The sequence below is a fragment of the Mycobacterium sp. E3305 genome, from assembly GCF_001666785.1.
Lineage (GTDB): Bacteria > Actinomycetota > Actinomycetes > Mycobacteriales > Mycobacteriaceae > Mycobacterium.
On the sequence record NZ_LZJA01000023.1, the window covers coordinates 25,285 to 51,242 of the forward strand.

The 25,958-nt window shown below is 69.2% G+C and carries 20 protein-coding genes; 5 read left to right on the top strand and 15 right to left on the bottom strand.

The features are described 5' to 3' along the window. Positions 1-58: 58 nt before the first annotated feature. Complete coding sequence (gene ffh, locus A5701_RS02540) at positions 59-1,615, bottom strand: signal recognition particle protein (RefSeq protein ID WP_067748170.1); 1,557 nt, start codon at positions 1,613-1,615, stop codon at positions 59-61. Positions 1,616-1,769: 154 nt separating this feature from the next. On the opposite strand from ffh, the gene A5701_RS02545 reads away from it, so the two are divergent. Further along, on the top strand, positions 1,770-2,564 hold the full coding sequence (locus tag A5701_RS02545) for an alpha/beta hydrolase (protein WP_067748180.1): 795 nt from the start codon (positions 1,770-1,772) through the stop codon (positions 2,562-2,564). Positions 2,565-2,669: 105 nt separating this feature from the next. Then, positions 2,670-4,403: a DEAD/DEAH box helicase gene (locus A5701_RS02550; protein ID WP_067748182.1), complete on the top strand. Its 1,734-nt coding sequence runs from the start codon at positions 2,670-2,672 to the stop codon at positions 4,401-4,403. Between the two features lie 14 nt (positions 4,404-4,417). On the opposite strand, the gene A5701_RS02555 is transcribed toward A5701_RS02550, so the two are convergent. From A5701_RS02555 to sepIVA, 14 genes are all read right to left on the bottom strand, one after another. Further along, positions 4,418-6,883, bottom strand: coding sequence for a [protein-PII] uridylyltransferase (locus A5701_RS02555; RefSeq protein WP_082950485.1), 2,466 nt, complete (start codon positions 6,881-6,883; stop codon positions 4,418-4,420). A gap of 45 nt (positions 6,884-6,928) precedes the next feature. Then, positions 6,929-7,267, bottom strand: a complete 339-nt coding sequence (locus A5701_RS02560; RefSeq protein ID WP_067748184.1) for a P-II family nitrogen regulator — start codon at positions 7,265-7,267, stop codon at positions 6,929-6,931. Next, positions 7,264-8,655, bottom strand: coding sequence for an ammonium transporter (locus A5701_RS02565; protein WP_067748186.1), 1,392 nt, complete (start codon positions 8,653-8,655; stop codon positions 7,264-7,266). The genes A5701_RS02560 and A5701_RS02565 overlap by 4 nt, the downstream gene beginning before the upstream one ends. A gap of 187 nt (positions 8,656-8,842) precedes the next feature. After that, entirely contained in the window at positions 8,843-10,153 is a 1,311-nt protein-coding gene (gene ftsY, locus A5701_RS02570) for a signal recognition particle-docking protein FtsY (RefSeq protein ID WP_067748189.1), read from the bottom strand. Between the two features lie 131 nt (positions 10,154-10,284). Beyond that, the gene (gene smc, locus A5701_RS02575) at positions 10,285-13,893 is read right to left on the bottom strand and encodes a chromosome segregation protein SMC (RefSeq protein ID WP_067748191.1); all 3,609 of its coding nucleotides are present in this window, start codon (positions 13,891-13,893) and stop codon (positions 10,285-10,287) included. Between the two features lie 135 nt (positions 13,894-14,028). Beyond that, on the bottom strand, positions 14,029-14,322 hold the full coding sequence (locus tag A5701_RS02580; protein WP_067748192.1) for an acylphosphatase: 294 nt from the start codon (positions 14,320-14,322) through the stop codon (positions 14,029-14,031). Further along, positions 14,309-14,722, bottom strand: coding sequence for an OsmC family protein (locus tag A5701_RS02585; RefSeq protein WP_067748193.1), 414 nt, complete (start codon positions 14,720-14,722; stop codon positions 14,309-14,311). Before A5701_RS02585 ends, A5701_RS02580 begins: the two co-directional genes overlap by 14 nt. 125 nt (positions 14,723-14,847) lie before the next feature. Next, positions 14,848-15,411 carry a NifU family protein gene (locus A5701_RS02590; protein WP_067748194.1) on the bottom strand — a complete coding sequence of 188 codons (564 nt, stop codon included), beginning with the start codon at positions 15,409-15,411 and terminating at the stop codon, positions 14,848-14,850. Continuing rightward, positions 15,408-17,318: a ferrous iron transporter B gene (locus A5701_RS02595; protein ID WP_067748196.1), complete on the bottom strand. Its 1,911-nt coding sequence runs from the start codon at positions 17,316-17,318 to the stop codon at positions 15,408-15,410. Before A5701_RS02595 ends, A5701_RS02590 begins: the two co-directional genes overlap by 4 nt. Further along, the gene (locus A5701_RS02600; protein ID WP_067748198.1) at positions 17,315-17,551 is read right to left on the bottom strand and encodes a FeoA family protein; all 237 of its coding nucleotides are present in this window, start codon (positions 17,549-17,551) and stop codon (positions 17,315-17,317) included. The genes A5701_RS02595 and A5701_RS02600 overlap by 4 nt, the downstream gene beginning before the upstream one ends. A 208-nt stretch (positions 17,552-17,759) precedes the next feature. Continuing rightward, positions 17,760-18,620, bottom strand: coding sequence for a DNA-formamidopyrimidine glycosylase (mutM, locus tag A5701_RS02605; RefSeq protein ID WP_067748200.1), 861 nt, complete (start codon positions 18,618-18,620; stop codon positions 17,760-17,762). A gap of 167 nt (positions 18,621-18,787) precedes the next feature. Next, positions 18,788-19,501 carry a ribonuclease III gene (gene rnc, locus A5701_RS02610; protein WP_067748202.1) on the bottom strand — a complete coding sequence of 238 codons (714 nt, stop codon included), beginning with the start codon at positions 19,499-19,501 and terminating at the stop codon, positions 18,788-18,790. Then, positions 19,498-20,082 carry a DUF177 domain-containing protein gene (locus tag A5701_RS02615; RefSeq protein WP_197499236.1) on the bottom strand — a complete coding sequence of 195 codons (585 nt, stop codon included), beginning with the start codon at positions 20,080-20,082 and terminating at the stop codon, positions 19,498-19,500. The genes rnc and A5701_RS02615 overlap by 4 nt, the downstream gene beginning before the upstream one ends. A 56-nt stretch (positions 20,083-20,138) precedes the next feature. Then, positions 20,139-20,876, bottom strand: coding sequence for a cell division protein SepIVA (gene sepIVA / locus A5701_RS02620; RefSeq protein WP_055405516.1), 738 nt, complete (start codon positions 20,874-20,876; stop codon positions 20,139-20,141). A gap of 334 nt (positions 20,877-21,210) precedes the next feature. Between sepIVA and A5701_RS02625 the strand changes: the two genes are divergently transcribed. The 3 genes from A5701_RS02625 to A5701_RS02635 all read left to right on the top strand — a co-directional run. Beyond that, positions 21,211-21,951 carry a thioesterase II family protein gene (locus A5701_RS02625; RefSeq protein ID WP_067748204.1) on the top strand — a complete coding sequence of 247 codons (741 nt, stop codon included), beginning with the start codon at positions 21,211-21,213 and terminating at the stop codon, positions 21,949-21,951. Positions 21,952-22,513: 562 nt separating this feature from the next. After that, positions 22,514-24,268 (top strand): long-chain-fatty-acid--AMP ligase FAAL26/FadD26, encoded by a 1,755-nt coding sequence (fadD26, locus tag A5701_RS02630; RefSeq protein ID WP_067748214.1) that lies wholly within the window; start codon positions 22,514-22,516, stop codon positions 24,266-24,268. Then, positions 24,265-25,958 (top strand): beta-ketoacyl synthase N-terminal-like domain-containing protein (locus A5701_RS02635; RefSeq protein WP_231969105.1); only part of this gene is annotated, 1,694 nt, incomplete at its 3' end. The genes fadD26 and A5701_RS02635, both read left to right, overlap by 4 nt.

Consider the following 25,958-nt stretch of genomic DNA (forward strand, 5'->3'; position numbering starts at 1 on the left):
GCGGGCTAGTTTCTACCGTGACGACCCGCTTCGCCCGGCTCCGCCGCGCTCGCGATCGTCACGACTTGCCCGGAAACTTGAGCTTGGACAGGTCGAAGTCGGCCAACCCGGGCGGCAACTCGTTGAGGCCCTCGGGCAGGTGCGACAGGTCGGGGAACCCGGCGGGCATGCCGGGCATCCCGGCGCCGAGCGGGTTGCGGACCTTGGGCGGAGTGGGACCGCGTCCGCCCTTCTTGCCCTTCTTGCCCTTCGCGCCCTTGGCCTTTCGGGTCGCGGACTTGCGGCCCATGCCGGGGATGCCCATGCCGCCGAGCATCGACGACATCATCTTGCGGGCCTCGAAGAAGCGGTCGACCAGCTGGTTGACGTCGGACACCGAGACGCCGGACCCGTTGGCGATGCGCAGCCGCCGCGAGGCGTTGATGATCTTCGGGTCGGCCCGCTCCTCGGGCGTCATGCCGCGGATGATGGCCTGCAGGCGGTCGAGTTGCTTGTCGTCGACCTGGGCCAGCGCGTCTTTCATCTGCCCGGCCCCGGGCAGCATGCCCAGCAGGTTGCCGATCGGGCCCATCTTGCGGATGGCGAGCATCTGCTCCAGGAAGTCCTCGAGTGTCAGCTCGCCGGTGCCGATCTTGGCGGCGGCGGCCTCGGCCTGCTCGGCGTCGAAGACCTGCTCGGCCTGTTCGATCAGGCTCAGCACGTCGCCCATGCCCAGGATGCGGCTGGCCATCCGGTCCGGGTGGAAGACGTCGAAGTCCTCCAGTTTTTCTCCGGTGGAGGCGAAAAGGATTGGGACGCCGGTCACCTCGCGGACCGACAACGCGGCGCCACCGCGGGCGTCGCCGTCGAGCTTGGTCAGCACGACGCCGGTGAAGCCGACGCCCTCGCGGAACGCCTCGGCGGTGGTGACGGCGTCCTGCCCGATCATCGCGTCGAGCACGAACAGGACCTCGTCGGGGTTGACGGCGTCGCGGATGGCCGCGGCCTGGGCCATCAGCTCCTCGTCGATGCCCAGGCGCCCGGCGGTGTCGACGATGACGACGTCGTGGTGCTTCGCGCGGGCTTCGGCGAGCCCGGCGGCGGCCACGGCGACCGGGTCGCCGGGACCCGATTCGGGGGACTCGCCCGGGTGGGGCGCGAACACCGGGACCCCGGCGCGCTCACCGACGACTTGCAGCTGGTTCACGGCGGCCGGCCGCTGCAGGTCGCAGGCCACCAGCAGCGGGGTGTGCCCCTGGCCGCGCAGCCAGGCGGCCAGCTTGCCGGCCAGCGAGGTCTTACCGGAACCCTGCAGACCGGCGAGCATCACCACGGTCGGCGGTGTCTTGGCGAAGGCCAGCTGGCGGGTCTCGCCGCCCAGGATGCCGATGAGCTCTTCGTTGACGATTTTGACGACCTGCTGCGCCGGGTTGAGCGCACCCGAGACCTCAGCGCCCCTGGCGCGGTCCTTGATCCGGGTGACGAACGCCCGCACCACGGGCAGCGACACGTCGGCTTCCAGCAGCGCCAGCCGGATCTCGCGGGTGGTGGCCTCGATGTCGGCATCGGTCAGTCGACCCTTGCCGCGTAGTCCCTGAAGTGCACCGGTCAACCGGTCGGACAGCGATTCAAACACCCCGCCAGCCTAGTGGTTGTACGGGTTGGCGGCCCCGCCGCCGCCCATCGACCGCGACACATAACCGGCTGTGACGACACGCCGAGGCCGGTCGCAATGGTTTATGTCTCGCGAACCGGCACCGGTGCAGGCGATCGCGCTATTGAATGGTCGGATGCTCGAGGTGATCGACAAAGGATCCTGCACCCGAGACCACCCGGTGCCGCTGCTCTTCGTGCACGGCGGCTGGCACGGCGCATGGTGCTGGGAACATTTCCTGGACTTCTTCGCCGACGCGGGCTATCGCGCGGTTGCGGTGAGCCTGCGCGGGCACGGGGGCAGCCCGACCGCGAAGCCGCTGCACAAGGTTTCCATCGCCGACTACATCGAGGACGTCCGTTCGGTGGCCGACGAATTGGGCGGTTGGCCAGTGCTCATCGGCCATTCGCTGGGCGGCTTCGTCATCCAGCGCTACCTCGAAGAGCACAACGCGCCGGCGGCGGTGCTGGTGGGCTCTGTGCCGCCGAAGGGCGTGCTCACCTTGGCGTTGCGGGTCTGGCGTCGCCGGCCGTCGATGACCATGGAAGCGTGGAGCGACCCCACGCTACTGAAATTCCTGGCGACCCCGGCGCTGGCCCGCGAGTACCTGTTCTGCGCCGACACGCCCGAGGACATCGTCGAATCCTGCAGGCAACGCGCCGGGGCCGAGAGCGTCCGCGCGGCCATGACCGACCCGGTGCTCCGCCGCGTCCGAACCCGGCGGGTGACCACCCCGATCCTGGTCCTGGGCGCCGAGCACGACGGGTTCGTGAGCATCGGCGAAGTACGCGCCACCGCGCGCGCCTACCGGACCGAGCCGCATTTCTTCTCGATGGGGCACAACATGATGCTCGAGCCCGGCTGGGCTGACGTCGCCGAACGCATCCATGCATGGTTGTCGGCGCGCGACCTGGCGAGCCGGGCGCGGTAGCCGCGCTCGAGTCGTTACTGCGCCGAAAAGCGTTGGCGTGCTAGATTTCACAGCCATCGCCTAATCTGGCTGGCCACATCGAAAACTACAACCACCCGGGGGGAAATGTCCGTGCAACCGGTCGCTCGCACGGAGACTTCCGTCGACGACAGCGGCGGCCGGGCGCTGCGCGGATGGCAGCGCAGGGCGCTGGTCAAATACCTGACCGGCCAGCCGCGCGATTTCCTGGCCGTGGCGACCCCGGGATCCGGGAAGACGACGTTCGCGTTGCGGGTGGCGGCCGAACTGCTGGGCCAGCGCGCCGTCGAGCAGATCACCGTCGTGGTGCCCACCGAGCACCTGAAGGTGCAGTGGGCGCAGGCCGCGGCGCGGCACGGCATCGCCCTGGACCCCAAGTTCTCCAACTCCAACGCCCAGATGTCGGGCGAATACCACGGCGTGATGGTCACCTACGCGCAGGTTGCCGCCCACCCCACGCTGCACCGGGTGCGCACCGAGCAGCGCAAGACGCTGGTCGTCTTCGACGAGATCCACCATGGCGGCGACGCCAAGACGTGGGGTGACGCCATCCGCGAGGCCTTCGGCGACGCGACCCGCCGGCTCGCCCTGACCGGCACGCCCTTTCGCAGCGACGACAGCCCCATCCCGTTCGTCGCCTACGAATCCGGCGCCGACGGAGTGCGGCGTTCGCGGGCCGACCACACCTACGGCTATGCCGAGGCGCTGGCCGACGGGGTGGTCCGGCCGGTGATGTTCTTGGCCTACTCCGGGGAGGCGCGCTGGCGGGACAGCGCCGGCGAGGAGCACGCCGCCCGGCTGGGCGAGCCGCTGACCGCCGAACACACGGCCCGGGCCTGGCGCACGGCGCTCGACCCCGCCGGTGAATGGATGCCCGCGGTGATCGCGGCCGCCGACCAACGGCTGCGCCAGAAGCGCGAGCACGTGCCCGACGCCGGCGGCATGATCATCGCCTCCGACCGCACGGCGGCCCGCGCCTACGCCGCCCTGCTGACGAAGCTGACCTCGGAGGCGCCGACGGTGGTGCTGTCCGACGACCCCGGATCGTCGGCCCGTATCAGCGAATTCGCCGCCGGCACCAGCCGGTGGCTGGTCGCGGTGCGCATGGTTTCCGAGGGCGTCGACGTGCCGCGACTCTCGGTCGGGATCTACGCCACCAGCGCGTCGACGCCCCTGTTCTTCGCACAGGCCATCGGCCGGTTCGTGCGCTCGCGCCGCGTCGGTGAGACCGCGAGCATCTTCCTGCCGTCGGTGCCCAACCTGCTGCAACTCGCCAGCGAGCTGGAGGCCCAGCGCAACCACGTGCTCGGCGAACCGCATCGCCCGGACGAGGACCCCCTCGACGGTGACCCGGCCATCAGAACGCAGACCGAGAAGACCGAGACCGACACCGGCTTCACCTCATTGGGCGCCGACGCGGAGCTGGACCAGGTGATCTTCGACGGGTCGTCGTTCGGCACCGCCGCCCCGGCCGGCAGCGACGAGGAGGCCGACTACCTCGGCATCCCTGGCCTGCTCGACGCCGAGCAGATGCGGGCGCTGCTGCACCGCCGCCAGGACGAGCAGCTGCAGCGGCGGGCCGCGCAGGGCACGCCGGCCGCGGTGTCCGCGGGGCCCACGTTGCACGGCCAGCTGCGCGACCTGCGCCGCGAGCTGAACTCCCTCGTGTCGGCCACCCACCACCGAACGGGCAAGCCGCACGGCTGGATTCACAGCGAACTTCGCCGTCGTTGCGGGGGGCCGCCGATCGCCGCAGCGACCCGCGAGCAGATCCAGGCCCGCATCGAGGCCCTGCGGCGCCTCAACGCCGAGCACTCCTGACGCCTGAGTACGCCTTAGTCGCCGACCGGCTCTTGGAGCACTTCCACCGCGGGGCCGCCCAACACGGCGAGCAGATGCTCCTCGATCGCGGCTCGCGCGTCGCGCTCGGCGTCGGCGGGCACCGACACGCAGAAGACGTCCGCGGCCGTCGAACCGAACGTGTTGACCTTGGCCCAGACGATGTCGGCCCCCGCCTGTTCCAGCGCGCGGGTCAGCAACGCCAGCAGCCCCAGCCGGTCCATGGCGCGGACTTCGAAGATCAACTGGCCGGCGGTCGCCGCGTCGAGCCACAGGATGCGCGGCGGGGCGGTCGACCGGGTGACGGGCACCCCGGCCTGAATCTCGCCGGCCCGCGCGGTCGCGGCGCTGATCGCGTCGCTGTCACGCTTCTCCAGCGTGCTGAGGATGTCGAGGTCACCGGCCAGCGCTCCGTTGAATTGTTGACGCAGCAAGCCCGATTCGGGCGGCGAGCCGAACAGCGGGGACACGACGAACTCGACGATCGCGACGCCGTCGTGAACGTTGGCCAGGGCCGAATGGATTCGCAGCGAGTTCAATGCCAGCACCGCCGCGGCCTTGGAGACCAGCGCCCGCTGATTGGGCGCGATCATCACCGCGGTCAGGCGCTCGCGATCGTTGGGCTTGATCTCAACATGCACACCGCGGTCGGCCGCCAGCGAAAGGTAATGCGGCGCAATCGGTTCCGCCTCGGGAAGCCGCTCGCCCGCCATCACCAACCGGCAGCGGCGGACCAAGTCCTCGATCAGGGACGCCTTCCAGTCGCTCCATACCCCGGGCCCGGTGGCCTTGGAGTCGGCCTCCGCCAGCGCCTGCAGGAGTTCGAGCAGGTGCGGGTCCCCCTGTAGGGCGGCGGCCACCGCCTCGATGATCTGGGGGTCGTTGAGGTCGCTTCGGGTGGCCGTCACCGGCAGCAGGAGATGGTGGCGGACCATGCCCGCGAGCGTGGCGGTGTCCTCGGCGGAGAGGCCCAGCCGCTTGGCGATCGGGATCGCCAGTTCCGCGCCGAGCACGCAGTGGTCGGTGCCGCGCCCCTTGCCGATGTCGTGCAGCAGCGCGCCGAGCGCGAGCAGGTCCGAGCGCGCCACGCGGGTGGTGAGCGGCGCGGCGTTGACGGCGGTTTCGACGATGTGCCGGTCGACGGTCCACTTGTGCGAGACGTCGCGCGGCGGCAGATCGCGCACCGCGTCCCACTCCGGGAAGAGGCGGCCCCACAGCCCGGTGCGGTCCAGCGACTCGATCGTGTCGATCGCCGTGGGCCCGGCCAAAAGCACCACCAGCAGGTCGTCCAGCGCCTCCCGCGGCCATGGCAAGGGCAGGTCCGGAGCGCTGTCGGCCAGCCGTTTGAGCGTGCCTGCGCCGATGGGCAGGCCGGTGCCCGCCGAAGCGGCCGCGACCCGCAGGACGAGCCCGGGGTCGCTTCCGGGTTGGGCATCGCGGGCGAGCACCACCTCGCCGTCGTATTCGACCACGCCCTCGTCCAGCGGTCGCCGCCTGGGGCGCCGCACCAGCGCCGTCAGCCCGCGGCGGGGCAGCGCGTTCTGCGCGGTCCGCAGGCCGGTCTCGGCGTGGTAGGCGATGGTGCGGCTGGCGCTGGACAGCAAGCGCGACAACGCAAATCGATCCCCGACGCCCAACGCGGCGCTCACTTCGTCGGCGAACTGGGCCAGCAGTTGGTCGCGTCCGCGCCCGGATACCAGGTGCAGTTCGGTGCGCACGTCGAGCATCGTCAGGTACGCCGCGTCCAGCGAGCCCCCCGGCGCGTCGGGATGGCCCATACCGCGGCGGTCGATGAGCTGGGCGACGCCCAGCGCGTCGAGAAGTTGGACATCGCGCAGGCCACCACGGCCCGACTTGAGGTCCGGCTCGGCCCGCTGCGCGATGCGCCAACATCGTTGCCAGCGTTCGTATGTCATCGCGACTAGTTCGTCCATGCGGGATCGAATCGCGCTGCGCCACTGGCGTCGCGCCCCGGCGATCAATTCCGCCGACAGCCGCTCGTCCCCGGCGATGTGGCGCGCGTCGAGCATGCCCAACGCGGCCACCAGGTCGTTGTTGGCGACGCTCAGGGCCCCCGAGACGGTCCGCACGCTGTGGTCGAGCCGAACGTTGGCGTCCCACAACGGATACCACAGACCATCGGCGACTCGTTGCAGCACCTCGTCGGATTTGTTGTCGTGCAACAACATCAGGTCGAGATCGGAATAGGGCAGCAGTTCGCGGCGCCCCAACCCACCCACCCCGACGATGGCGAAACCGCTGTCGTCGGTGATGCCGATCTCGTCCGCCTTGGCCGCCAACCAGGATTCATGCAGCTCCAGCCACGCCTTGCGCAGCTCTGCGGGACCAAGCTCGCGGCCCTCCGCCAGCAGCCGGCGCCGCGAGGCTGCCAGATCGCTTGCACCGCAGGCGGTTTGTGCTTCCGCTCCGGATGAGCCGGACGGGCCGGGTGGGTTAGTCATACCCTCCCGGCCCGTCCGGCCTGGTTCAACGATGTGCGACTGCGTTCAGAGGGCATCGGTTCCGCGTTCACCCGTGCGCACTCGCACAATGGTTTCCACGGGGGTGACCCAGACCTTGCCGTCACCGATCTTGCCGGTGCGCGCCGCCCGGACGATGCTGTCCACGACCTTGTCCACCAGGGAATCGTCGATCACCACCTCGATTCGCACCTTCGGCACGAAATCCACCGAGTACTCAGCACCCCGGTAAACCTCGGTGTGGCCCTTCTGCCGCCCGTACCCCTGGATTTCGCTGACCGTCATCCCCAGGACGCCCGCTTCCTCGAGGCTGGTCTTCACGTCATCGAGGGTGAACGGCTTCACGATTGCGGTGACTAGCTTCATGCCTGCTCTGCCTCCACCTTGTCGCCCACTCGATCCTCCTCCAGCCCGTTGCGGTCATCGACGGGAACGCGCGCCGCCGGGAGGACGGATCCTTGCCCACCGATCGTTCCGAAATCGTACGCGCTCTCCGCGTGCTCGGACTCGTCGATGCCCGTTGATTCTTCTTCGGCGGGGACACGCAGCCCGATCGTGTACTTCAGGATCAAAGCCAGGATCAGGGTGACGATGCCGGAGTAGAACAGAACCGCGAAGGCGCCGACCGCCTGCCTTTCCAGCTGTGACCAGCCGCCGCCGTAGAACAGCCCCTTGGACACCCCGGTGACGCCGTTGATGGCGGTGCTCTCCGGCGCGGCGAGCAGCCCCACCAGCAGCGTGCCCGTCAGACCGCCGATCATGTGCACCCCGACCACGTCGAGCGAGTCGTCGAAGCCCAGCTTGAACTTCAGCCCGACCGCCAGCGCGCACACCACGCCGGCCACCAGGCCGACGACGATGGCGCCCAGCACGTTGACGGACGAGCAGGACGGTGTGATGGCCACCAGGCCCGCCACGATGCCCGACGCCGCTCCCAGCGTCGTGGGCTTCCCGTCACGGATGCGCTCGGTAAGCAGCCAGGCCAGCATGGCCGTGGCCGTGGCGACGGTGGTGGTCATGAAGGTCGCACCGGCGGAGCCGTTCGAGCTGGTCGCCGAACCGGCGTTGAACCCGAACCAGCCGAACCACAGCAAGCCGGCGCCGAGCATCACGAACGGCAGGTTGTGCGGACGGAACAGCGTCGTGGGCCAGCCCTTGCGCTTGCCCAGCACGATCGCCAGCGCAAGGCCCGCCACACCGGAGTTGATATGGACCGCGGTCCCTCCGGCGAAGTCGATGGCGTGCAGCTTGTTGTTGATCCAGCCGCCGTGCTCGGACGCGAAGCCGTCCGCCGCGAACACCCAGTGCGCGACGGGGAAGTAGACCAGCGTCGCCCACAGTCCGGAGAACACCAGCCAGGCGGTGAACTTGAGCCGGTCGGCGACCGCACCCGAGATCAGCGCGACGGTGATGATCGCGAACATCAGCTGGAAGGCCACGAAGACGGTCGCGGGCATGGTGCCTGCCAGCGGGATGTCCACCTGCGTGACGCCCTTGCTCGGGTCCGCCTTGACGGCGTTGCCGCCGATAAGCTTTGCCAGGCCCCAATAATCGGTCGGGTTGCCCACGACTCCGCCCCTGTCGTCACCGAACGACATCGAGTAGCCGTAGAGCACCCAGAGCACTGTCACGACGCCCATCGCGCTGATGCTCATCATGATCATGTTGAGCACGCTTCTGGTGCGCACCATGCCGCCGTAGAAGAACGCAAGGCCCGGCGTCATCAACAGCACAAGCGCGGAACTCGCCAACATCCAGGCGGTATCGCCGGTATCGGGTTGGCCCAATTGCGGGAATGCCACTCGCTCACCTCCGGTCAGGACATGAATGGCCGTCAGGCGACGCCTGTGACCTGATCCAGAACCTTGCGCAATGGTTGTTTCCGCAATGGGGCCACTGTGTTTCGGCGGTATTAACGTCCCGCTCGCCGTGTAAGCGGTTTCAGCCGAGCAGCGCGTCGACGAAAGCGCCCGGCTCGAACGGCGCCAGGTCGTCGGGCCCCTCCCCGAGCCCGACAAGCTTCACCGGCACGCCGAGTTCCTGTTGGACGCGGAATACGATGCCGCCCTTGGCCGTTCCGTCCAGCTTGGTCAGCACGGCGCCCGTGATCTCGACGACGTCGGCGAACACCCGCGCCTGGGCCAACCCGTTCTGTCCGATGGTGGCGTCGAGCACCAGCAGCACCTCGTCGACGGCGGCGCGTCGTGTAACCACGCGCTTGACCTTGTCGAGTTCGTCCATCAGCCCGACCTTGGTGTGCAGCCGGCCGGCGGTGTCGATGAGCACCACGTCGGCGCCTGCGGCGATGCCCTTGTCGACGGCGTCGAAAGCCACCGATGCGGGGTCGGCGCCTTCGGGCCCGCGCACCACCTCCGCGCCCACCCGGGAGGCCCAGGTCTGCAGCTGGTCGGCCGCGGCGGCCCGGAAGGTGTCGGCGGCGCCCAGCACGACGCGGCGTCCGTCGGCCACCAAGACCCGCGCCAGCTTGCCGACGGTGGTGGTCTTTCCGGTGCCGTTCACTCCGACGACCAGCAGCACCGACGGGTGGTCGGCGTGCGGCAGGGCGCGGATCGAGCGGTCCATTTCGGGGTGCAGCTCGCGGATGAGCACGTCGCGCAGGACGGCCTTCGCGTCGGCCTCGGAGCGCACGTCGCTGCCGGCCAGGCGGGCGCGCAGCTGCGTCATCACCGAATCGGTGACCACCGGGCCCAGGTCGGCGACCAGAAGGGTGTCCTCGACGTCCTGCCAGGCGTCCTCGTCGAGGTCGCCGCCGCCGATCAGGCCCAGCACGCTGCGCCCCAGCGCGTTCTGCGAGCGGGCCAGCCGGCCGCGCAGCCGCTCCAGCCGGCCCTCCGGCGGCGCGATGGCCTCGATCTCGGGGGCCTCGGGCACCTCGGGGGCCGCCGGCGGCGGCTCGGGGGGCGCTACCGGCGGCGGGGCGATCGTTTCCGGGGCCTCCGGCTCCGGGAGTTCGACCTCGGAGATCGTGCGCCGCGGCGCGTCGCGGGGAATGGTGGCGTCGTCGCCCACCGCGGGCAGGCCGGTGGTGTCGAGCCGGTCGGCCTGGGTCGTTTGGCTGAAGGTGATGCCGGACGACGCGGTGTAGCCGCCCGACCGGTCGATCGCGCCGGGCTCCGGCTTGGCCGTGAAGCTGATCCGCCGGCGGCGGTAGCGCACCAGGCCCAGGACCAGCGCGGCGATGACAACCAGGACGGCGACGACCGCGATGGCGATCCAAAGACCTTGCGACACGCTGACATTGTTTCAAGCGGGCCGGCGCTCAGGGGGCATCGGGTGTGCGTCCCGGGCGTCGAGCGTGCGTCCTGGGCGCAGAAATCGCCGAAACTCCGCCGTCAGTACCCGGTTGGGCACCCGCGCTAGGGCTAGGAGGAGCTGGACACCAGCTGCTCGACCTGCTGCCCGCGCATCCGCTGCGAGATCACCGCGGTGATGCCGTCGCCCTGCATGGTCACGCCGTACAGGGCGTCGGCGACCTCCATCGTGGGCTTCTGGTGCGTGATGATGATCAGCTGCGAGCGCGCCCGGAGCAGCTCGAAGAGGCTGATCAGGCGGCGCAGGTTGGTGTCGTCGAGCGCCGCTTCCACCTCGTCCATGATGTAGAACGGCGAGGGGCGGGCGCGGAAAATGGCCACCAGCATCGCGACCGCGGTCAGCGCCTTCTCGCCACCGGACAGCAAAGACAACCGGGTGATCTTCTTGCCGGGCGGGCGCGCCTCGACCTCGATGCCGGTGGTGAGCATGTCGTCGGGATCGGTCAGCCGCAGCCGCCCCTCGCCGCCGGGGAACAGCACGGTGAAGACTTCCCGGAATTCGCGTTCCACGTCGACGAACGCGTCGCTGAACACCTGCAGGATGCGGGCGTCCACGTCGGCGACGACGTCCAGCAGATCCTTGCGGGCCGCCTTTACGTCCTCAAGCTGGGTGGACAGGAAGTTGTAGCGCTCCTCCAGCGCGGCAAACTCCTCGAGCGCCAGCGGATTGACCCGGCCCAGCTCCGCGAGCTCCCGCTCGGCGCGTTTGGCCCGCCGCTCCTGGGTGGGCCGGTCGTACGGCATCGGCGCCGGGGCGACCACCTGCTCACCGCGTTCGCGGGCCTGCTCGAACTCGGCCATCTCCAGCTCGGTGGGCGGCAGCGACACGTCCGGCCCGTACTCGGCGATCAGGTCGGCGGGCGCCATTCCGAACTGCTCGAGCACCATCTGCTCGAGCTGCTCGATACGCATCGCGGCCTGCGCGTTGGCCACCTCGTCGCGGTGCAGCGAGTCGGTGAGCGTGGCGACCCGGGCGCTGAGCGCGTTCACCTCGTCGCGCACTGCCGCCATCGCCGTCGCCCGGCCCTGGCGTTCGGCCGCCAGCGCGTCGCGGATCTTCGATGCCGCCCCGACCACCAGGTCCAGTCGCTGCGCCAGCAGGCGTCCGGCGTCGGCCACCGCCGCGGCCACCGCGGCCGCGCGCAACCGAGCCTCGCGCGCCTGTTGGGCTCGCAGCCGCGCCTCGCGTTCCGCGGCCGCGGCGCGGCGCAGGGAATCCGCTCGCCCGCGCACCGCGTTGGCCCGCTCCTCGGCGGTGCGCACCGCCAGCCGGGCCTCCACCTCCGCGCTGCGGGCCGCCTCTGCGGCGGCGGCGATCCGCTGGCGGACCTCGGCATGGTTGGGCTCTTCGGCCTGAACGTGTTGCGTCTCTTGGGCGTTGCGCAGCCGGTTTTCCAGTTCCGTGACTTCTTGGACGGTCTGCGCGCGGCCGGCCTCGAGCTCCTCGCGCTGCCGCAACAACCTGGTCCACTCGTCTTCGGTGGTGCGGGCTTCCTGCCCGAGCCGGCCCAGCTGCTCGTACATCGCCGAGATCGCGGTGTCGGATTCGTTGAGCGCGGCCAACGCCTGCTCGGCGGAGTCCTGGCGGGCGGCCTGCTCGGTCAGCGCGCCGGACAGCGCCGCGGTCAGCTGGGCGACCTGCGATTCCGCGGTGGCCAGCTCGCTGCCGGCCTTATCGATTTCCGAGGTCACCTCGAGCGTGGACAGCTTGCGGTCGGAGCCCCCGCTCACCCAGCCGGCGCCCACGAGGTCACCGTCGAGCGTGACCGCACGCAACCGCGGACGCGCCGCCACCAGCTCGAGCGCCTGATCCAGGTCGTCGACCACCGCGACGCCCGAGAGCATCGCCGTGATGGCGCCGCGCAGCCGCGCGGGCGCCTCGATCAGGTCCAGCGCCCACAGGGCGGATCCGGGCAGCGCGTCGCGCGCCGCGGCGTCCTCGGCGGGCCAATCGCCGAGCACCAGCGCCGCCCGTCCGCCGTCCGCTTGCTTGAGCGCGGCGACCGCGGACCGGGCCGCGCCGAAGCTCTCGGCGGCCAGGGCGTCGGCCGCCGATCCCAGCACCGCGGCCAGCGCCGCCTCGTAGCCGGAGCGGACCTTGACCAGCTTGGCGATCGGCCCGAAAAGCCCTGTCCCGGCGTGGTTTTCGGTCAGCCAGGCCGCGCCGTCCTTGCGCTCCAGCCCGACCGCCAGCGCGTCGATGCGGGCCCGCAGCGAGGCCACCCGGCGTTCTGCGTCGCGCTCGGCGGCCTGCAGTTCGGCGACGCGCGCGTCGGCCAACCGCAGGGCGGCCACAGTGCGCTCGTGGTGCTCGTCGAGGCCCACCTCGCCCTGGTCGAGCTCGCCGACGCGGCCCTGCACGGTTTCGAACTCCGCCTTGGACTGCTGCGCGCGGGCGGCGGCCTGTTCGATGCGCTCGGACAGCCGGGCGACGCTGTCGTCGATGGATTCGACGCGCGCCCGCATGGTCTCGACCTGACCTGCCAGCCGCGCCAGGCCTTCGCGCCGGTCCGCCTCGGCCCGCACCGCCGCCAGGTGGGCCCGATCGGCCTCGGCGGCCTCGCGCTCGCGCTCGCCCAGCTCGGCGCGCGCGGCATCGAGCCGGGTGCGTGTCTCGGCGAGTTCGGCCAGCAATTGCCGCTCGGCGACGGCGACCCGCTCGGCCTCGGCCTCCAACGCGTCGGGGTCGGTGTCGCTGGGCGGCGCCGGCTCCACGTCCAGATGATGCGCGCGTTCGCTGGCGATACGGACCGTCGCGGCCACCCGTTCGGCCAGCGCGGAGAGCCCGAACCAGGTGTGCTGCACCGATTCGGCCCGCTGCGAGAGTTCGGCGACGGCCGCCTCGTGCGCGGTGAGCTCCTCGGAAGCCACGGCCAGGCGGGCGGCGGCCTCGTCGTGCTCGCGGCGGATCGCGGCTTCCGCCTCGAAGATGGCGTCGCGCTCGGTCTGCCGGTTGACCAGGTCGTCGGCGGCCAGGCGCAACCGGGCGTCGCGCAGGTCGGCCTGGATGGTCTGGGCGCGGCGGGCCACCTCGGCCTGGCGGCCCAGCGGTTTGAGCTGGCGGCGCAGCTCGGTGGTGAGGTCGGTGAGGCGGGCCAGGTTGGCCGACATCGCGTCGAGTTTGCGGAGGGCCTTTTCCTTGCGCTTGCGGTGCTTGAGCACCCCGGCGGCCTCTTCGATGAAGGCGCGACGGTCTTCCGGTCGCGACTGCAGGATCTCGTCGAGCTTGCCCTGGCCGACGATGACGTGCATCTCACGGCCGATCCCGGAGTCGCTCAGCAGTTCCTGTACGTCCATCAAACGGCAACTGGCGCCGTTGATTTCGTATTCGCTGGCGCCGTCGCGGAACATGCGCCGGGTGATCGACACCTCGGAGTATTCGATCGGCAGCGCGTTGTCGGAGTTGTCGATGGTGACGGTGACTTCGGCGCGGCCGAGCGGGGCCCGCGACGAGGTGCCGGCGAAGATGACGTCTTCCATCTTGCCGCCGCGCAGCGTCTTCGCCCCCTGCTCCCCCATCACCCAGGCCAGGGCGTCGACGACGTTGGACTTGCCGGAACCGTTGGGCCCGACGACCGCGGTGATGCCCGGCTCGAAGCGCAGAGTCGTCGGCGAAGCGAAGGACTTGAAGCCCTTCAGCGTCAGACTCTTGAGGTACACGGCGAGCCAGACTACCGCTCGGATCGCCCGGCTCGGCCGCACCGAGGGGTGTCGGGAGGCGGGAAATGCGGCGGTTGTTCACGCCTTGCCGCACTGGTCACAGTGGCCACTTCTGTCACGCTCCGGGAGGTTGCGTCAGCGCTCGACGAACCCCTCGAAGCGTTCCCGCGGCTGCGACCAATCGGCGACCACCTTGTCGACGCGGCCGGGCCTGGCCGGCCACGCCTGGCCGCCTTCCAGCAGCGCCAGCAGTTGCTCACCGGCCTCGCGCGGCCCCTGGGCGACCACCAGCACGCGGCCGTCGGCCTGGTTGGCCGCGTAGCCGGTGAGCCCCAGCTCGAGCGCCCGGCTGCGCGTCCACCAGCGGAAGCCGACGCCCTGGACCTTCCCGTGCACCCAGGCGGTGAGCCGGACGTCAGGTTCCGACATCGGCGACCTTGAAGTTGACCTGCGTACCGGCCTTGAGCGTGCGCCCGACGGTGCAGACCAGGTCGATGGCCCGGTCGACCACCGCCAGCAGCCGCTCCTTCTCCTCCGCCGTCAGCCCGGACAGGTCCAGCTCGAGCGTCTCTTCCAGGAGCGGATACACCTCGCGTTCGCGGTCGGCGTCCCCGGACACCCTGACCACCGCGTGGTAGTCATCGCCGAGCCGGCGGGCGAGCGGCTGGTCGCTGGACATCCCGCTGCACGCGGCGAGCGCGATCTTCAGCAGCTCGCCGGGGGTGAACACGCCGTCGACGTCTTCGGACCCGACGAGTACCCGCGCACCGCGCGAGCTGTGTCCGGTGTAACGGCGCGATCCCGTGCGCTCCACCCAGAGTTCGGTCATGGCTCATTTCTACCGGGCAGTGCGCTGAGGCCGCGTCGCGTGTGCGTACAGGGCGATCACGACCGGCGTGTCGCCGCCCGGGTCGCACACTCAAAGCCCTGAGCGCACACTGGAATCGACAAGCCCTAGCGGACGATCAGCGAGAGCAGCTTCTTACCGAATGATATTGCGGCCGAATTGTTTTCGCAGGAGACAGCCACCTGCTGGCCGACCCGCTGCCGCAGCTCGCGCTCGAAGACGTCCCGCAGCGTAGACGACGCGGCCGGGCACCCGTCACACGCGCCGACCATCCGGACCGTGACGGTGTGGCCGGCCACCGAGACCAGCTCGATCGACCCGCCGTGCGAGGCGGCAAGCGCGCCGACGGGCCCGGCAAGCAGTTCCGCGGCAACGGATTCCAGATCGGGGCCGGACGACTCGTCGACCGTCCAGCCCTGAGGGTCCAGCAGCGCCTCGCCGAGCGCCTCGCGGACGTCGTCTCCCAGTTCACGCCAGCTGCTGCCGGCGCCGATCGTGATCAGGATGTCCCCGGCGCCCACCACGAGCCCGGTGATCACCCCGCTGCCCAGCAGGGCGCCCAGCCGGCCGGGGGCGCCCCTGACCGCGCCGCGCGCCGGCAGCCGGTCGGGCGGGACCACCCAGCGCAGCTGACGCGGGTCCGCGGTCGCGGTGGCGTGGATCGGAATCATGCGCCCACTCCGACCGCGATCGAGCGGGCCGCAAACGCCATCGTCCAGGCGAGGACGAACATGTAGGACCACGCGAACGCGGGCCACCGCCACGAGTTTGTCTCGCGGCGCATCACCGCGACGGTGGACATGCACTGCAGCGCGAAGATGAAGTACACCATCAGCGCGATGACGGTAGGGGCGGTGAACACCTTGTGGCCGTCGTCGTCGGCCATCGTGACCAGGGCCTCATGCGGGTCGTCGGGACTCGTCGCCGCCGACACCTGGCCGAGGGTGGACACGAAAACCTCACGCGCCGAGAAGGAACCGAGCAGGGCGACGTTGATGTGCCAATCGAAACCGAGCGGCTTGAACACCGGCCCGATCGCCTTTCCGACGTCGGCGGCGTAGCTGTGGTCCATCACGTAGGCGGTGGTCTCCGTCGGCGACATGTGCGCGGTCTCCGCTTGGCGCGCCGGAAGATTGAGCAGCACCCAGAGCACCACCGAGGTGCCCAGGATGATGGTTCCGGCCTTGCGCAGGAACACCTTCGCCGAATCCCACATGGTGATGAGCACGTTCTTGGGCGATGGGAAACGATACGGGGGCAGCTCCATCGTGAACGGGAGCAGATCGCTGCGCAGGATCGTCGACTTGAACAACGACGCCGCGATCAGGGCCGAGGTGCCCCCACACAGATATAGCAAGAACATCGCCACACCCTGCGCGCTGAACCCCCACCATTGGGTCTGCGGCGAGACCAGCAGCCCCACCAGCAGGGTGAAGACGGGGAGCCGGGCGGAGCAGGTCATCAACGGCGCCGTGATGATGGTGGCGATCCGGTCGCGCGACGACGGCAGCGTCCGGGTGGCCATGATCCCCGGGATGGCGCAGGCGAACGAAGAGAGCATCGCGACGAAGGCGCGACCCTCCAGACCCGTCGTGGCCATCACCCGGTCCATCAGGAATGCCGCTCGCGCCATGTAGCCGACGTTCTCCAGCAGCGCGATCAGCAAGAACAGCAACACGATCTGCGGGATGAACTGGAGCACCGTCCCCACGCCGCCGATGAGTCCCTGGCCGAGCAGACCCCGCACCACATAGTTGCCGACGTGGTCGCTGACCAGCGTGCCGAGCCAGCCGAGGCCCTGGCTGACGCGGTCCTGCAGGGGCGCGGCGACGGTGAAGACGACCTGGAAGAAGCAGAACATCACCGCGAAGAAGATGACGGTTCCCCACAGCGGGTGCAGCACGATCCTGTCGATGCCGCGCGTGCGCTGATCCGGCTGCGGCGCAACGTATTCGGCGGCACGCAGCACCGACTTGCCCCAGGCGTCGACGGCGTCGTCGTCACCCGGCGGCAGAATCGGGGGACGCTGCCACCGGTCGAAGGACACCAGTTGGGCGCGCAGGCTGTCGATGCCCCCGCCGCGGTGCGCGATGACCGGGAGCACCGGGATGCCCAGCGCCGTCGACAAGGCGCCGACGTCGATGCGGCCGCCGCGCGCGGTCAACTCGTCGGTCATGGTCAGCGCCAACAGGCACGGGACGTCGAGCCGCATCACCTGGGCCACCAGCGTGATCGAGCGGTGCAGCGTGGTGGCGTCGGCCACCAGCACGATCGCGTCGGGACGGCCGGCTTCGGCGACGTTGCCGGCCAGCAGGTCGGCCACTACCTGTTCGTCCGGGCTGATGGGCTGCAAGCTGTAGGTGCCGGGCAGATCCTCGACGGCGATCTCGACGCCGTCCATCTTCGCGATGCCGACCCTGCGACCCACGGTGACGCCCGGATAGTTGCCGGTCTTGGCGCGTAGCCCGGTGAGGTGGTTGAACACCGACGTCTTGCCCGCGTTGGGGCTGCCCACCAGCGCGACCCGCGCCGCACCGGCAACCGCGACCGCGGCGCCTTCCTCGTGGCAGGACGTCATGCGACGCTCCCCGGGTCGACTTGGATCAGCCGCGCCTCGCGGCGGCGCAGGCACAGCTCGGTGTCTTGGACGCGGTAGATGGTCGGGTCGCCCATCGGCGCACGCCGGATGACCTCGACGTCCGACGCCGGCCGGAAGCCAAGCTGCCGCAGTCGCCCCGCCACCACGGGAGACGCCGCCGGCGCCACGCCCAGGATGGTCGCCCGCTGGCCCGGCGCGAGCTGAGCCAGCACGGTCGGCGAACCCGATCCACGAAGTGAGCTCCGCACTAGCCGACCCGACTCCATCGGTTCACCATGCCACCCAGGATAACGACGCGAGGTGAGGATAACCTCACCTTTCTTGCAAACGTCGGGCCGGCGCCCATCGAGTGTGCGCCCCGGGTGACGTCCGTCGGCGTGTCGCCGCCGTGGGCGCACACTCAAAGCCCTGCTCGCACGCTCAAAGGCGGGGGCGCGGCTGACATCTCGGGCAGTAGAACGACGACCGGTTCATGAACTTCTCCCGGCGTATCACCGCGCCGCAGCGCCGGCAGTTCTGCCCTTCGCGGCCATATGCGTCCAGCGACCGGTCGAAGTAGCCGGATTCGCCGTTGACGTTGATGTACAGCGAGTCGAACGACGTTCCGCCCTGGGCCAGCGCGTCGCGCATCACGTCCGCCGCCGCGTCCAGGATTGCGCCCAGGCGGCGGCGGCTCAAGGTCGCCGCGATCCGGGCCCCGTTGACCTTCGCCCGCCATAGCGCCTCGTCGGCGTAGATGTTGCCGATGCCCGACACGACGGTCTGATCCAGGAGCTGCCGCTTGATCTCGGAGTGCTTGCGCCGCAAGACGTTCACGACGGCGTCGCGGTCGAAAAGCGGGTCCAGCGGGTCGCGGGCCAGGTGTGCGACGGGCGCCGGAACGGCGCTGCCGTCGACGCTCACCAGGTCGGCGAGCATCCAGCCGCCGAAGGTGCGTTGGTCGGCGAAGCTCAGCACGGTCCCGTCGTCGAGCAGGGCCGAGATGCGCACGTGGTCGGCGCGCGGCACCTGCCCCAGCAGCATCTGCCCGCTCATGCCGAGGTGCACCACCAGGGCCGTGTCCGGGTCCCCCGGGCCGTCGAGCAGCAGCCACAGGTACTTGCCGCGCCGATCGGTGCCGGTGATGCGCGCGTCGAGCAGCCGGGCGGTGAGGTCGGCGGGGCCGGCCTCGTGGCGGCGCACCGCGCGCGGGTGATGCACCCGAACGGCCGTGATCGTTTTGCCGACGACCCAGGCCTGCAAGCCGCGGCGCACCACCTCGACTTCGGGTAGCTCGGGCACCTAGTGATGATCGCAAGCGCGGCGAAACCGGGCGAAGCGGGTCATCACCACCGGCCCAAGTGATGATCGCAAGCGCGGCGAAGCTGGGCGAAGCGGGTCATCACCACCGGCCCTAGTGATGATCGCAAGCGCGGCGAAGCCGGGCGAAGCGGGTCATCACCATCGATCTAGACGGACGTCTTGTCGGCCGGGTCCAGCTCGTCGAGCGCTTTCCAGGTGGCCGCCGCGGCCTTCTGCTCGGCCTCCTTCTTGGAGCGCCCCACCCCGGACCCGTACTCGGTGTCCATCACGACGACGACCGCGGTGAACTCCTTGTCGTGGTCCGGGCCGGTGGAGGTGACGACGTAGGACGGCGCGCCCATGCCGCGAGCGGCGGTCAGCTCCTGCAGGCTGGTTTTCCAATCCAGCCCGGCCCCCAGCGTGGGCGCGGCGTCCAGCAGCCCGCCGAACAGCCGCAGGATGACCTCGCGCGCGGTGTCGATCCCGTGCTGCAGATAGATGGCGCCCAGCAGCGATTCCATCCCGTCGGCCAGAATGCTCGACTTGTCGGCGCCGCCGGTGTTGGCCTCCCCGCGCCCGAGAAACAGGTGAACGCCCAGGCCGTCCGGGGACAGCTTGCGGGCGACGTCGGCCAGTGCCTGGGTGTTGACGACGCTGGCCCGCAGCTTGGCCAGGTCGCCCTCCGAGCGGTCGGGGTGGCGGTGGTAGAGCTCGTCGGTGATGGTCAGACCCAGCACGGCGTCGCCGAGAAATTCCAGACGTTCGTTGGTGGGCAGGCCGCCGTGCTCGTAGGCATAGCTGCGATGCGTCAACGCGAGCGAGAGCAGCTCGTCGGGGAGCTCGACCCCGAGCGCGTCGAGCAGTTCCTGGCGTGACGTCATTGCTCACCCCGCGGCGCGTCGGGCTCGGGAAACAGGCCGGCCAGCTTGGCCCACCGCGGGTCGATGCGGTCGTGCCGATGGCCGGGCTCGGCCGCGAGCGCGATCCCGCATTCAGGACACAGCCCGGGGCAGTCGGGCGTGCACAGGGGCGCGAACGGCAGCTCCAGCCCCACGGCGTCGACGATCGACTGCTCGAGGTCGACGGTGTCGTCGACGATGTGACCGACCTCGTCCTCCTCGGTGGTCGCCTCCGTCGTGCTGTCGGGATAGGCGAACAGCTCGGTCAGGCTGACCTGCACCCGACCGTTGACCGGGGTCAGGCACCGGGAGCATTCGCCGACCGTGGGGGCGTCCACCGTCCCGGTCACCAAGACGCCCTCGGAGACGGACTGAATTTGCAGGTCCAGATCCAACGGCGCGTCCTGTGCGATGGCGATCATGTCCAGCCCGATGCGCGACGGGCTGGGCACGCTCTTGCGCAAAGTCACCATCGCTCCCGGGCGTCGCCCAAGCTTGGTGATGTCGATCGACATCGGCGAGCTCAGACGGCGCTGGGAGGTGGTGCTGTGCTGCCGCGTCATAGGAGAAATCCTACGGCGCGCGCCGCATAATGCCAGGGCACGGCCTCCCGCAGGCGTCAGCGCACCGCGTAGTCGTGCGTGCCCGCCGCCGTCCGGAGCTGGTGACGTCCGCGCCCGACGGAGCGCAGCGTGCCATTGAGGAATTCCTCGAACTCGGCGAGCTTGTTGTCGACGTAGATGTCGCATTCACCGCGCAGCCGGTCGGCCTCGGCGTGCGCCGAGTCGATCAGACGGGTGGCCTCGGCGTTGGCGGCCTCTACCACGCTGTTCTGCGACACCAGGCGCTGCTGCTCCTTAATGCCCTCTTGAACGGCCTTCTCGTAGGAGATGTTGCCGTTCTCCAGCAGCCGGTCGGCCTCGGCCTGGGCGCGGCCGACGCTGGCCTCGTACTCGCGTTTCGCCGCGGTGGCGATGCGCATCGCCTCCTCGCGCGCCTCACCGACCATCCGCTCGCTGTGCTGGCGCGCCTCGCTCACCATGCGGTCGGCCTGCGATTTTGCGTCCGACAACAGCCGGTCGGCCTCCGCGCGGGCGTGGTTGAGCATCGACTCCGACTCGGTGGTCGCCGAGGACACCATGGATTCGGCGTGCGACTTGGCGTCCTGCAACATCGAGTCACGCGCGTCGAGGACGTCCTGGGCGTCGTCAAGCTCGCCAGGGATCGCATCCTTGATGTCGTCGATCAGTTCCAGCACGTCACCGCGGGGCACCACGCAGCCGGCCGTCATCGGAACGCCGCGCGCTTCTTCAACGATGGCGCTCAGTTCGTCGAGCGCTTCAAAGACTCGGTACACGGCCATATCCTCCTGGCGTCTGCAAAATCCTGTTGTTACCAGTGTGCCTGGTGTTGCCCTTGTGACAGCGGTGGCGGGCCGGTGTGTCGGACATTTGACCGCCCCGGCCCCATCCGCCCGGGCAGCTGCCCGCGGCCACCCGGCGTCGCGGCGCCCACGCTCCCCGGCACGCGGGAAATTCGAGGCGAAAAGCGCCAGAAATCGGGCGACAATCGGATCACAAGCTCGATTGTTCCAGCACTTCTGCGCCGGCGCCGCGCAGGCCGACGAGGCGGGCGAATATCGCCGTGGCGATACCGGCGAGCGGCGAATCACCTCGGGATAGGGTGGCGCGGTGAACAGGCCCACGGACCCGGATAGCGGCAACGCGCGACAGCCCGCGCCGACGCTTTATATATTCCCGCATGCGGGCGGATCGGCGAGCTATTACGTTCCATTCGCCAAGGCATTCTCTGCGGACGTAAGACGCGTCGCCGTCCAATATCCCGGGCGCGCCAAGGGCCTGACCCAGCTGCCGAGCATTCCCGCGCTCGCGGACGAAATCTATTCGATGATGGCGCCTTCCGCGCCGGCCGATGCACCGCTGGCCTTCTTCGGCCACAGCATGGGCGGCCTGATGGCCTTCGAGGTGGCACTGAGGTTCCAGTCCGCCGGGCAACCGGTCTCCGCCCTGTTCGTGTCGTCGAGTGCGGCGCCCGGCCACATCCGCTACAAGGAGCTGCAGGGCTCCGACCGCGACATCCTCAACGTCGTCGCCCAGGTGACCGACACCAACCCCGAGCTGCTTGCCAACGATGAATTCGCCCTGACGATCCTGCCCACGCTGCAAAGCGTCCGGGCGATCGCGGGCTATACCCACCCGCCGGAAGTCAAGGTGTCGTGTCCGATCTACGCGTTCGTCGGGGACAACGACATCATCGTGGCCGAGGAGAACATGCTGGCCTGGTGCGATCGCACTACCGACGATTTCCGCATTCGGGTGTTTCCCGGTGACCACTTCTACCTGAACAACAATTTGCCAGAGCTCGCAAAAGACATCGAGGAAGCGGTCCTCGACCGGTGCACGAGTAGATAGCTGCGCGGGCGGCCGCAGGCCAGTCAGCGGATCGGGCCGACCGCCTGCGGCCCTGCTGCCGCTTCGCCCGCGAGTTTGCCGGCGGCGACTCCCCGCGGCCGGGGATGCCGGCGGGGCCGGCCGCTGGGTACCCGCCGTTCGGTCAGGACACGAGCCGGCGTCGCATCCCGCCGCGGATATCCACACCGCCAGGGGTTGTCAAAACCGGGCGCTGGGACTACAACGGACCCAAGCCTGTCGCCCGGTGCAAACCGAGTCGCCCTCACCCGTCTGATCACTATTTGTCACTCGTATAACAGGTGCACCATACGCCACGGGCGCGTACTACATATATATCGTGCAAGATCCGCCAGACAGATCTCGGCAGGAGCGCAGCCCCCGACAGGCACTGTGGTGTGGGCTACATCTCTTTTTGATTTTGTAAATCGGAGGGTCTCGTCCGCAAAGAATGCTTAGGTTGCTTCACAAGAGTGGTTGTCGGTAACCGGGGAAGCCGCTCTTCGCGCCGCACGCGAGATGCGTGCACGTCACGAACGGCGTCAGCGAACTGGAAGGGCCACAAATGCCGGTTACCGACACGTCCATCCCCGATTTGCTGCAGGAGCGAGCCGAGCGGCAGCCCGGCGCAACCGCCTTCACGTTCATCGACTATGAGCAAGACCCCGCCGGGTTTGCCGAGCGCCTCACCTGGGCCCAGGTTTACCGCCGCGCCCGCATCATTGCTGACGAGCTGTCACTCTGCGGCTCGCCCGGAGACCGTGCGGCCATCCTGGCGCCGCAGGGACTGGAATACGTCGCGGCCTTCTTCGGCGCGCTACAGGCCGGGTTCATCGCCGTTCCGCTGTCCACACCGCTCTACGGGGTCCACGACGACCGGATCTCCTCCGTACTGCGGGATTGCAATCCGGTCGCCATTCTCACCACGTCGGCCGTGGTCAGCGACGTCAACAAGTACGCCTGCGGCCAGGACGGCCACCCCGCGCCACTAGTCATCGAAGTCGACCTGCTGGACCTGGAATCCACTCGCGAACTGCCGCCCGCTCAGCAGTTCGCGTCGGGTGCGGGCTATCTGCAATACACGTCCGGTTCTACGCGCACACCGGCCGGCGTGATCGTGTCGCACAAGAATGTCGTCACCAATGTGACGCAATGTATGTACGCCTTCTTCGGTGAACCGGAAAACCTCCCGGCAAACCTTTCTCTGGTGTCGTGGCTGCCCTTGTTCCACGACATGGGGCTGATTCTGGGAGTTTGTGCGCCGCTGGTGACAAACCGCAGCGCTGTGCTGATGAGTCCGATGGCGTTCCTGCAACGCCCGGCCCGTTGGATGAAAATGCTTGCCACCAATGGTCAGTGCTTTTCCGCGGCACCCAATTTCGCTTTCGAACTGGCGGTGCGCCGGACATCGGATGACGACATGGCGGGACTCGACCTCGCCGAAGTGCAGACGATCGTCAGCGGCAGCGAACGAATCCACGTGGCCACCGTCAAGCGCTTCACCGACCGCTTCGCCCCCTTCAACCTGCGCCCGACGACGGTCCGGCCCTGCTATGGCCTCGCCGAAGCGACCCTGTACGTGGGGGGTCCCGAACCCGGCACCATGCTCAAGACGGTCCGGTTCGACTATGAGCACTTGACCGCCGGCCGGGCCCGACCGTGCGGGACCGAGGGGATGGTCGGCACCGAGCTCATCAGTTATGGCTCACCCGATCCCGCCGCCATGCGAATCGTCAACCCCGAGACGATGACCGAGAGCCCCGCGGGCACGGTCGGGGAGATCTGGGTGCGCGGCGACCACGTGGCCCTGGGCTACTGGCGAAAGCCGGAACAGACGGCACGCGTTTTCCAGGCCGAACTGGTCAACCCGGCTCCGGGCTGTCCGAAGGGTCCATGGTTGCGGACGGGCGACCTGGGCGTCATCGCCGACGGCGAGATGTTCATCATGGGCCGCATCAAGGACCTGCTCATCGTCGACGGGCGCAATCATTATCCCGACGACATCGAGGCAACCATCCAGGAGATCACCGGCGGCCGGGTCGCGGCCATCTCGGTGCCGGACGACATCACCGAGCAACTGGTCGCAATCATCGAGCTGAAGGGGCGCGGAGCGTCCGAGGAAGAGGCACTGCTGCGCCTGCGTTCGGTGAAACGCGAAGTCACGTCGGCGATCTCGAAGTCGCACAGCGTGCGCATCGCCGACCTCGTTCTGGTGTCACCGGGATCCATCCCGATCACCACCAGCGGTAAGGTTCGGCGCTCGGCATGCGTCGAGCGCTACCAAAGCGACGGATTCATAAGGCTGGACGTGACGGTATGACGTCAGGCATCGGTGGCGAAGACGACCTCCGCCACTGGTTAGTGGACTACTTGGTGACCAACATCGGTTGCACCCCTGACGAAGTCGATCCCAACCTGTCGTTGGCCGACCTCGGCGTTAGTTCCCGCGAGGTGGTGGTGCTCTCCGGCGAACTGTCAGAGTTGTTGGGCAAGAAGGTATCCCCCGTGGATTTCTGGCAAAACCCGACCATCAACGCTCTGGCCGCCTACCTCACCGCGCCCGAGTCCGAGCCGGAGCCGGACGCCACACTCAAGCGCCCGGCTCGTAACTCACTCGACGAGCCGATCGCCGTCATCGGAATGGGGTGCCGATTCCCCGGCATTGCCGGGCCCGAGGCGTTATGGAAATTCCTCTGCGAGCGCGGTTACTCGATCGGTCAGGTGCCGCCTGAACGGTGGCAGCCGTTCGAGTCCGGCTCACCCGACGTGGCGGCGGCGCTCGCCCGGACGACGCGCTGGGGATCGTTCCTGCCGGACGTCGATGCCTTCGACGCGGAGTTCTTCGAGATCTCCCCGAGCGAAGCCGACAAGATGGACCCCCAGCAACGCCTGCTGCTGGAAGTCGCCTGGGAAGCGTTGGAACATGCGGGAATTCCGCCAAGCTCGTTGCGCCGGTCACAGACCGGGGTCTTCGCCGGTGCATGCCTGAGCGAATACGGGGCCATCGCCTCGAACGACTTCTGCGGGGTGGACGGCTGGAGCAACACCGGCGGAGCGATGAGCATCATCGCGAACCGCCTCTCGTATTTCCTCGACCTGCGCGGCCCCTCGGTGGCGGTCGACACGGCGTGCTCGTCGTCGTTGGTGGCCATCCACCTGGCCTGCCAGAGCCTTCGGACCGAAGATTCCCAGTTGGCGATCGCCGCCGGCGTGAATCTGTTGTTGTCACCGGCGGTGTTTCGCGGCTTCGACCAGGTGGGCGCCCTATCGCCGACGGGTAAGTGCCGCGCGTTCGACGCAGCGGCGGACGGGTTCGTCCGCGGCGAGGGCGCGGGGGTCGTGGTGCTCAAGCGGCTGACCGACGCGCAGCGGGACGGCGACCGGGTACTGGCCGTGATCTGCGGCTCGGCGATCAACCAGGACGGGCGGTCCAACGGGCTGATGGCCCCCAACCCCGCGGCGCAGATGGCCGTCCTGCGAGCCGCCTACAGCAACGCCGGGATGCAGCCCAGCGACGTCGACTACGTCGAAACACACGGCACCGGAACACTATTGGGCGACCCCATCGAAGCACGAGCACTCGGCACGGTGCTCGGCCGCGGACGTCCCGAGGACGCCCCCCTGCTCATCGGCGCGATCAAGACGAATCTCGGCCACACGGAGGCGGCCGCGGGCATCGCGGGCTTCATCAAGGCGGTGCTCGCGGTGCAGCGCGGCCAGATCCCGCCGAACCAGCGCTTCGAAAGCCCGAACCCGCACATCCCGTTCGACGAGTTGCGGATGAAAGTCGTTCGGACTCAAACCAGTTGGCCGGTCCGCGAGCACCCGCGCCGGGCCGGTGTGTCCTCGTTCGGATTCGGCGGGACGAACGCGCACGTGGTGATCGAGCAGGGCCAGGACGTCGCCCCGGCGGTTCGGCCAGACGCCGATCCGGGGGTGTCGACGTTGGTGGTGTCGGGTAAGACGGCGCGGCGGGTGGCGGCGACGGCGTCGGTGCTGGCCGAGTGGAT

Bases quoted from the DNA above. Each gene is read 5' to 3' on its own strand.
- A5701_RS02590 (WP_067748194.1), bottom strand. From the start codon at position 15,411: ATGATTCCGATCCACGCCACCGCGACCGCGGACCCGCGTCAGCTGCGC.
- fadD26 (WP_067748214.1), top strand. From the start codon at position 22,514: ATGCCGGTTACCGACACGTCCATCCCCGATTTGCTGCAGGAGCGAGCC.
- A5701_RS02580 (WP_067748192.1), bottom strand. From the start codon at position 14,322: ATGTCGGAACCTGACGTCCGGCTCACCGCCTGGGTGCACGGGAAGGTC.
- A5701_RS02545 (WP_067748180.1), top strand. From the start codon at position 1,770: ATGCTCGAGGTGATCGACAAAGGATCCTGCACCCGAGACCACCCGGTG.
- A5701_RS02585 (WP_067748193.1), bottom strand. From the start codon at position 14,722: ATGACCGAACTCTGGGTGGAGCGCACGGGATCGCGCCGTTACACCGGA.
- A5701_RS02595 (WP_067748196.1), bottom strand. From the start codon at position 17,318: ATGACGTCCTGCCACGAGGAAGGCGCCGCGGTCGCGGTTGCCGGTGCG.
- A5701_RS02555 (WP_082950485.1), bottom strand. From the start codon at position 6,883: ATGACTAACCCACCCGGCCCGTCCGGCTCATCCGGAGCGGAAGCACAA.
- A5701_RS02615 (WP_197499236.1), bottom strand. From the start codon at position 20,082: ATGACGCGGCAGCACAGCACCACCTCCCAGCGCCGTCTGAGCTCGCCG.
- A5701_RS02565 (WP_067748186.1), bottom strand. From the start codon at position 8,655: ATGTTGGCGAGTTCCGCGCTTGTGCTGTTGATGACGCCGGGCCTTGCG.
- A5701_RS02550 (WP_067748182.1), top strand. From the start codon at position 2,670: ATGTCCGTGCAACCGGTCGCTCGCACGGAGACTTCCGTCGACGACAGC.
- A5701_RS02560 (WP_067748184.1), bottom strand. From the start codon at position 7,267: ATGAAGCTAGTCACCGCAATCGTGAAGCCGTTCACCCTCGATGACGTG.
- rnc (WP_067748202.1), bottom strand. From the start codon at position 19,501: ATGACGTCACGCCAGGAACTGCTCGACGCGCTCGGGGTCGAGCTCCCC.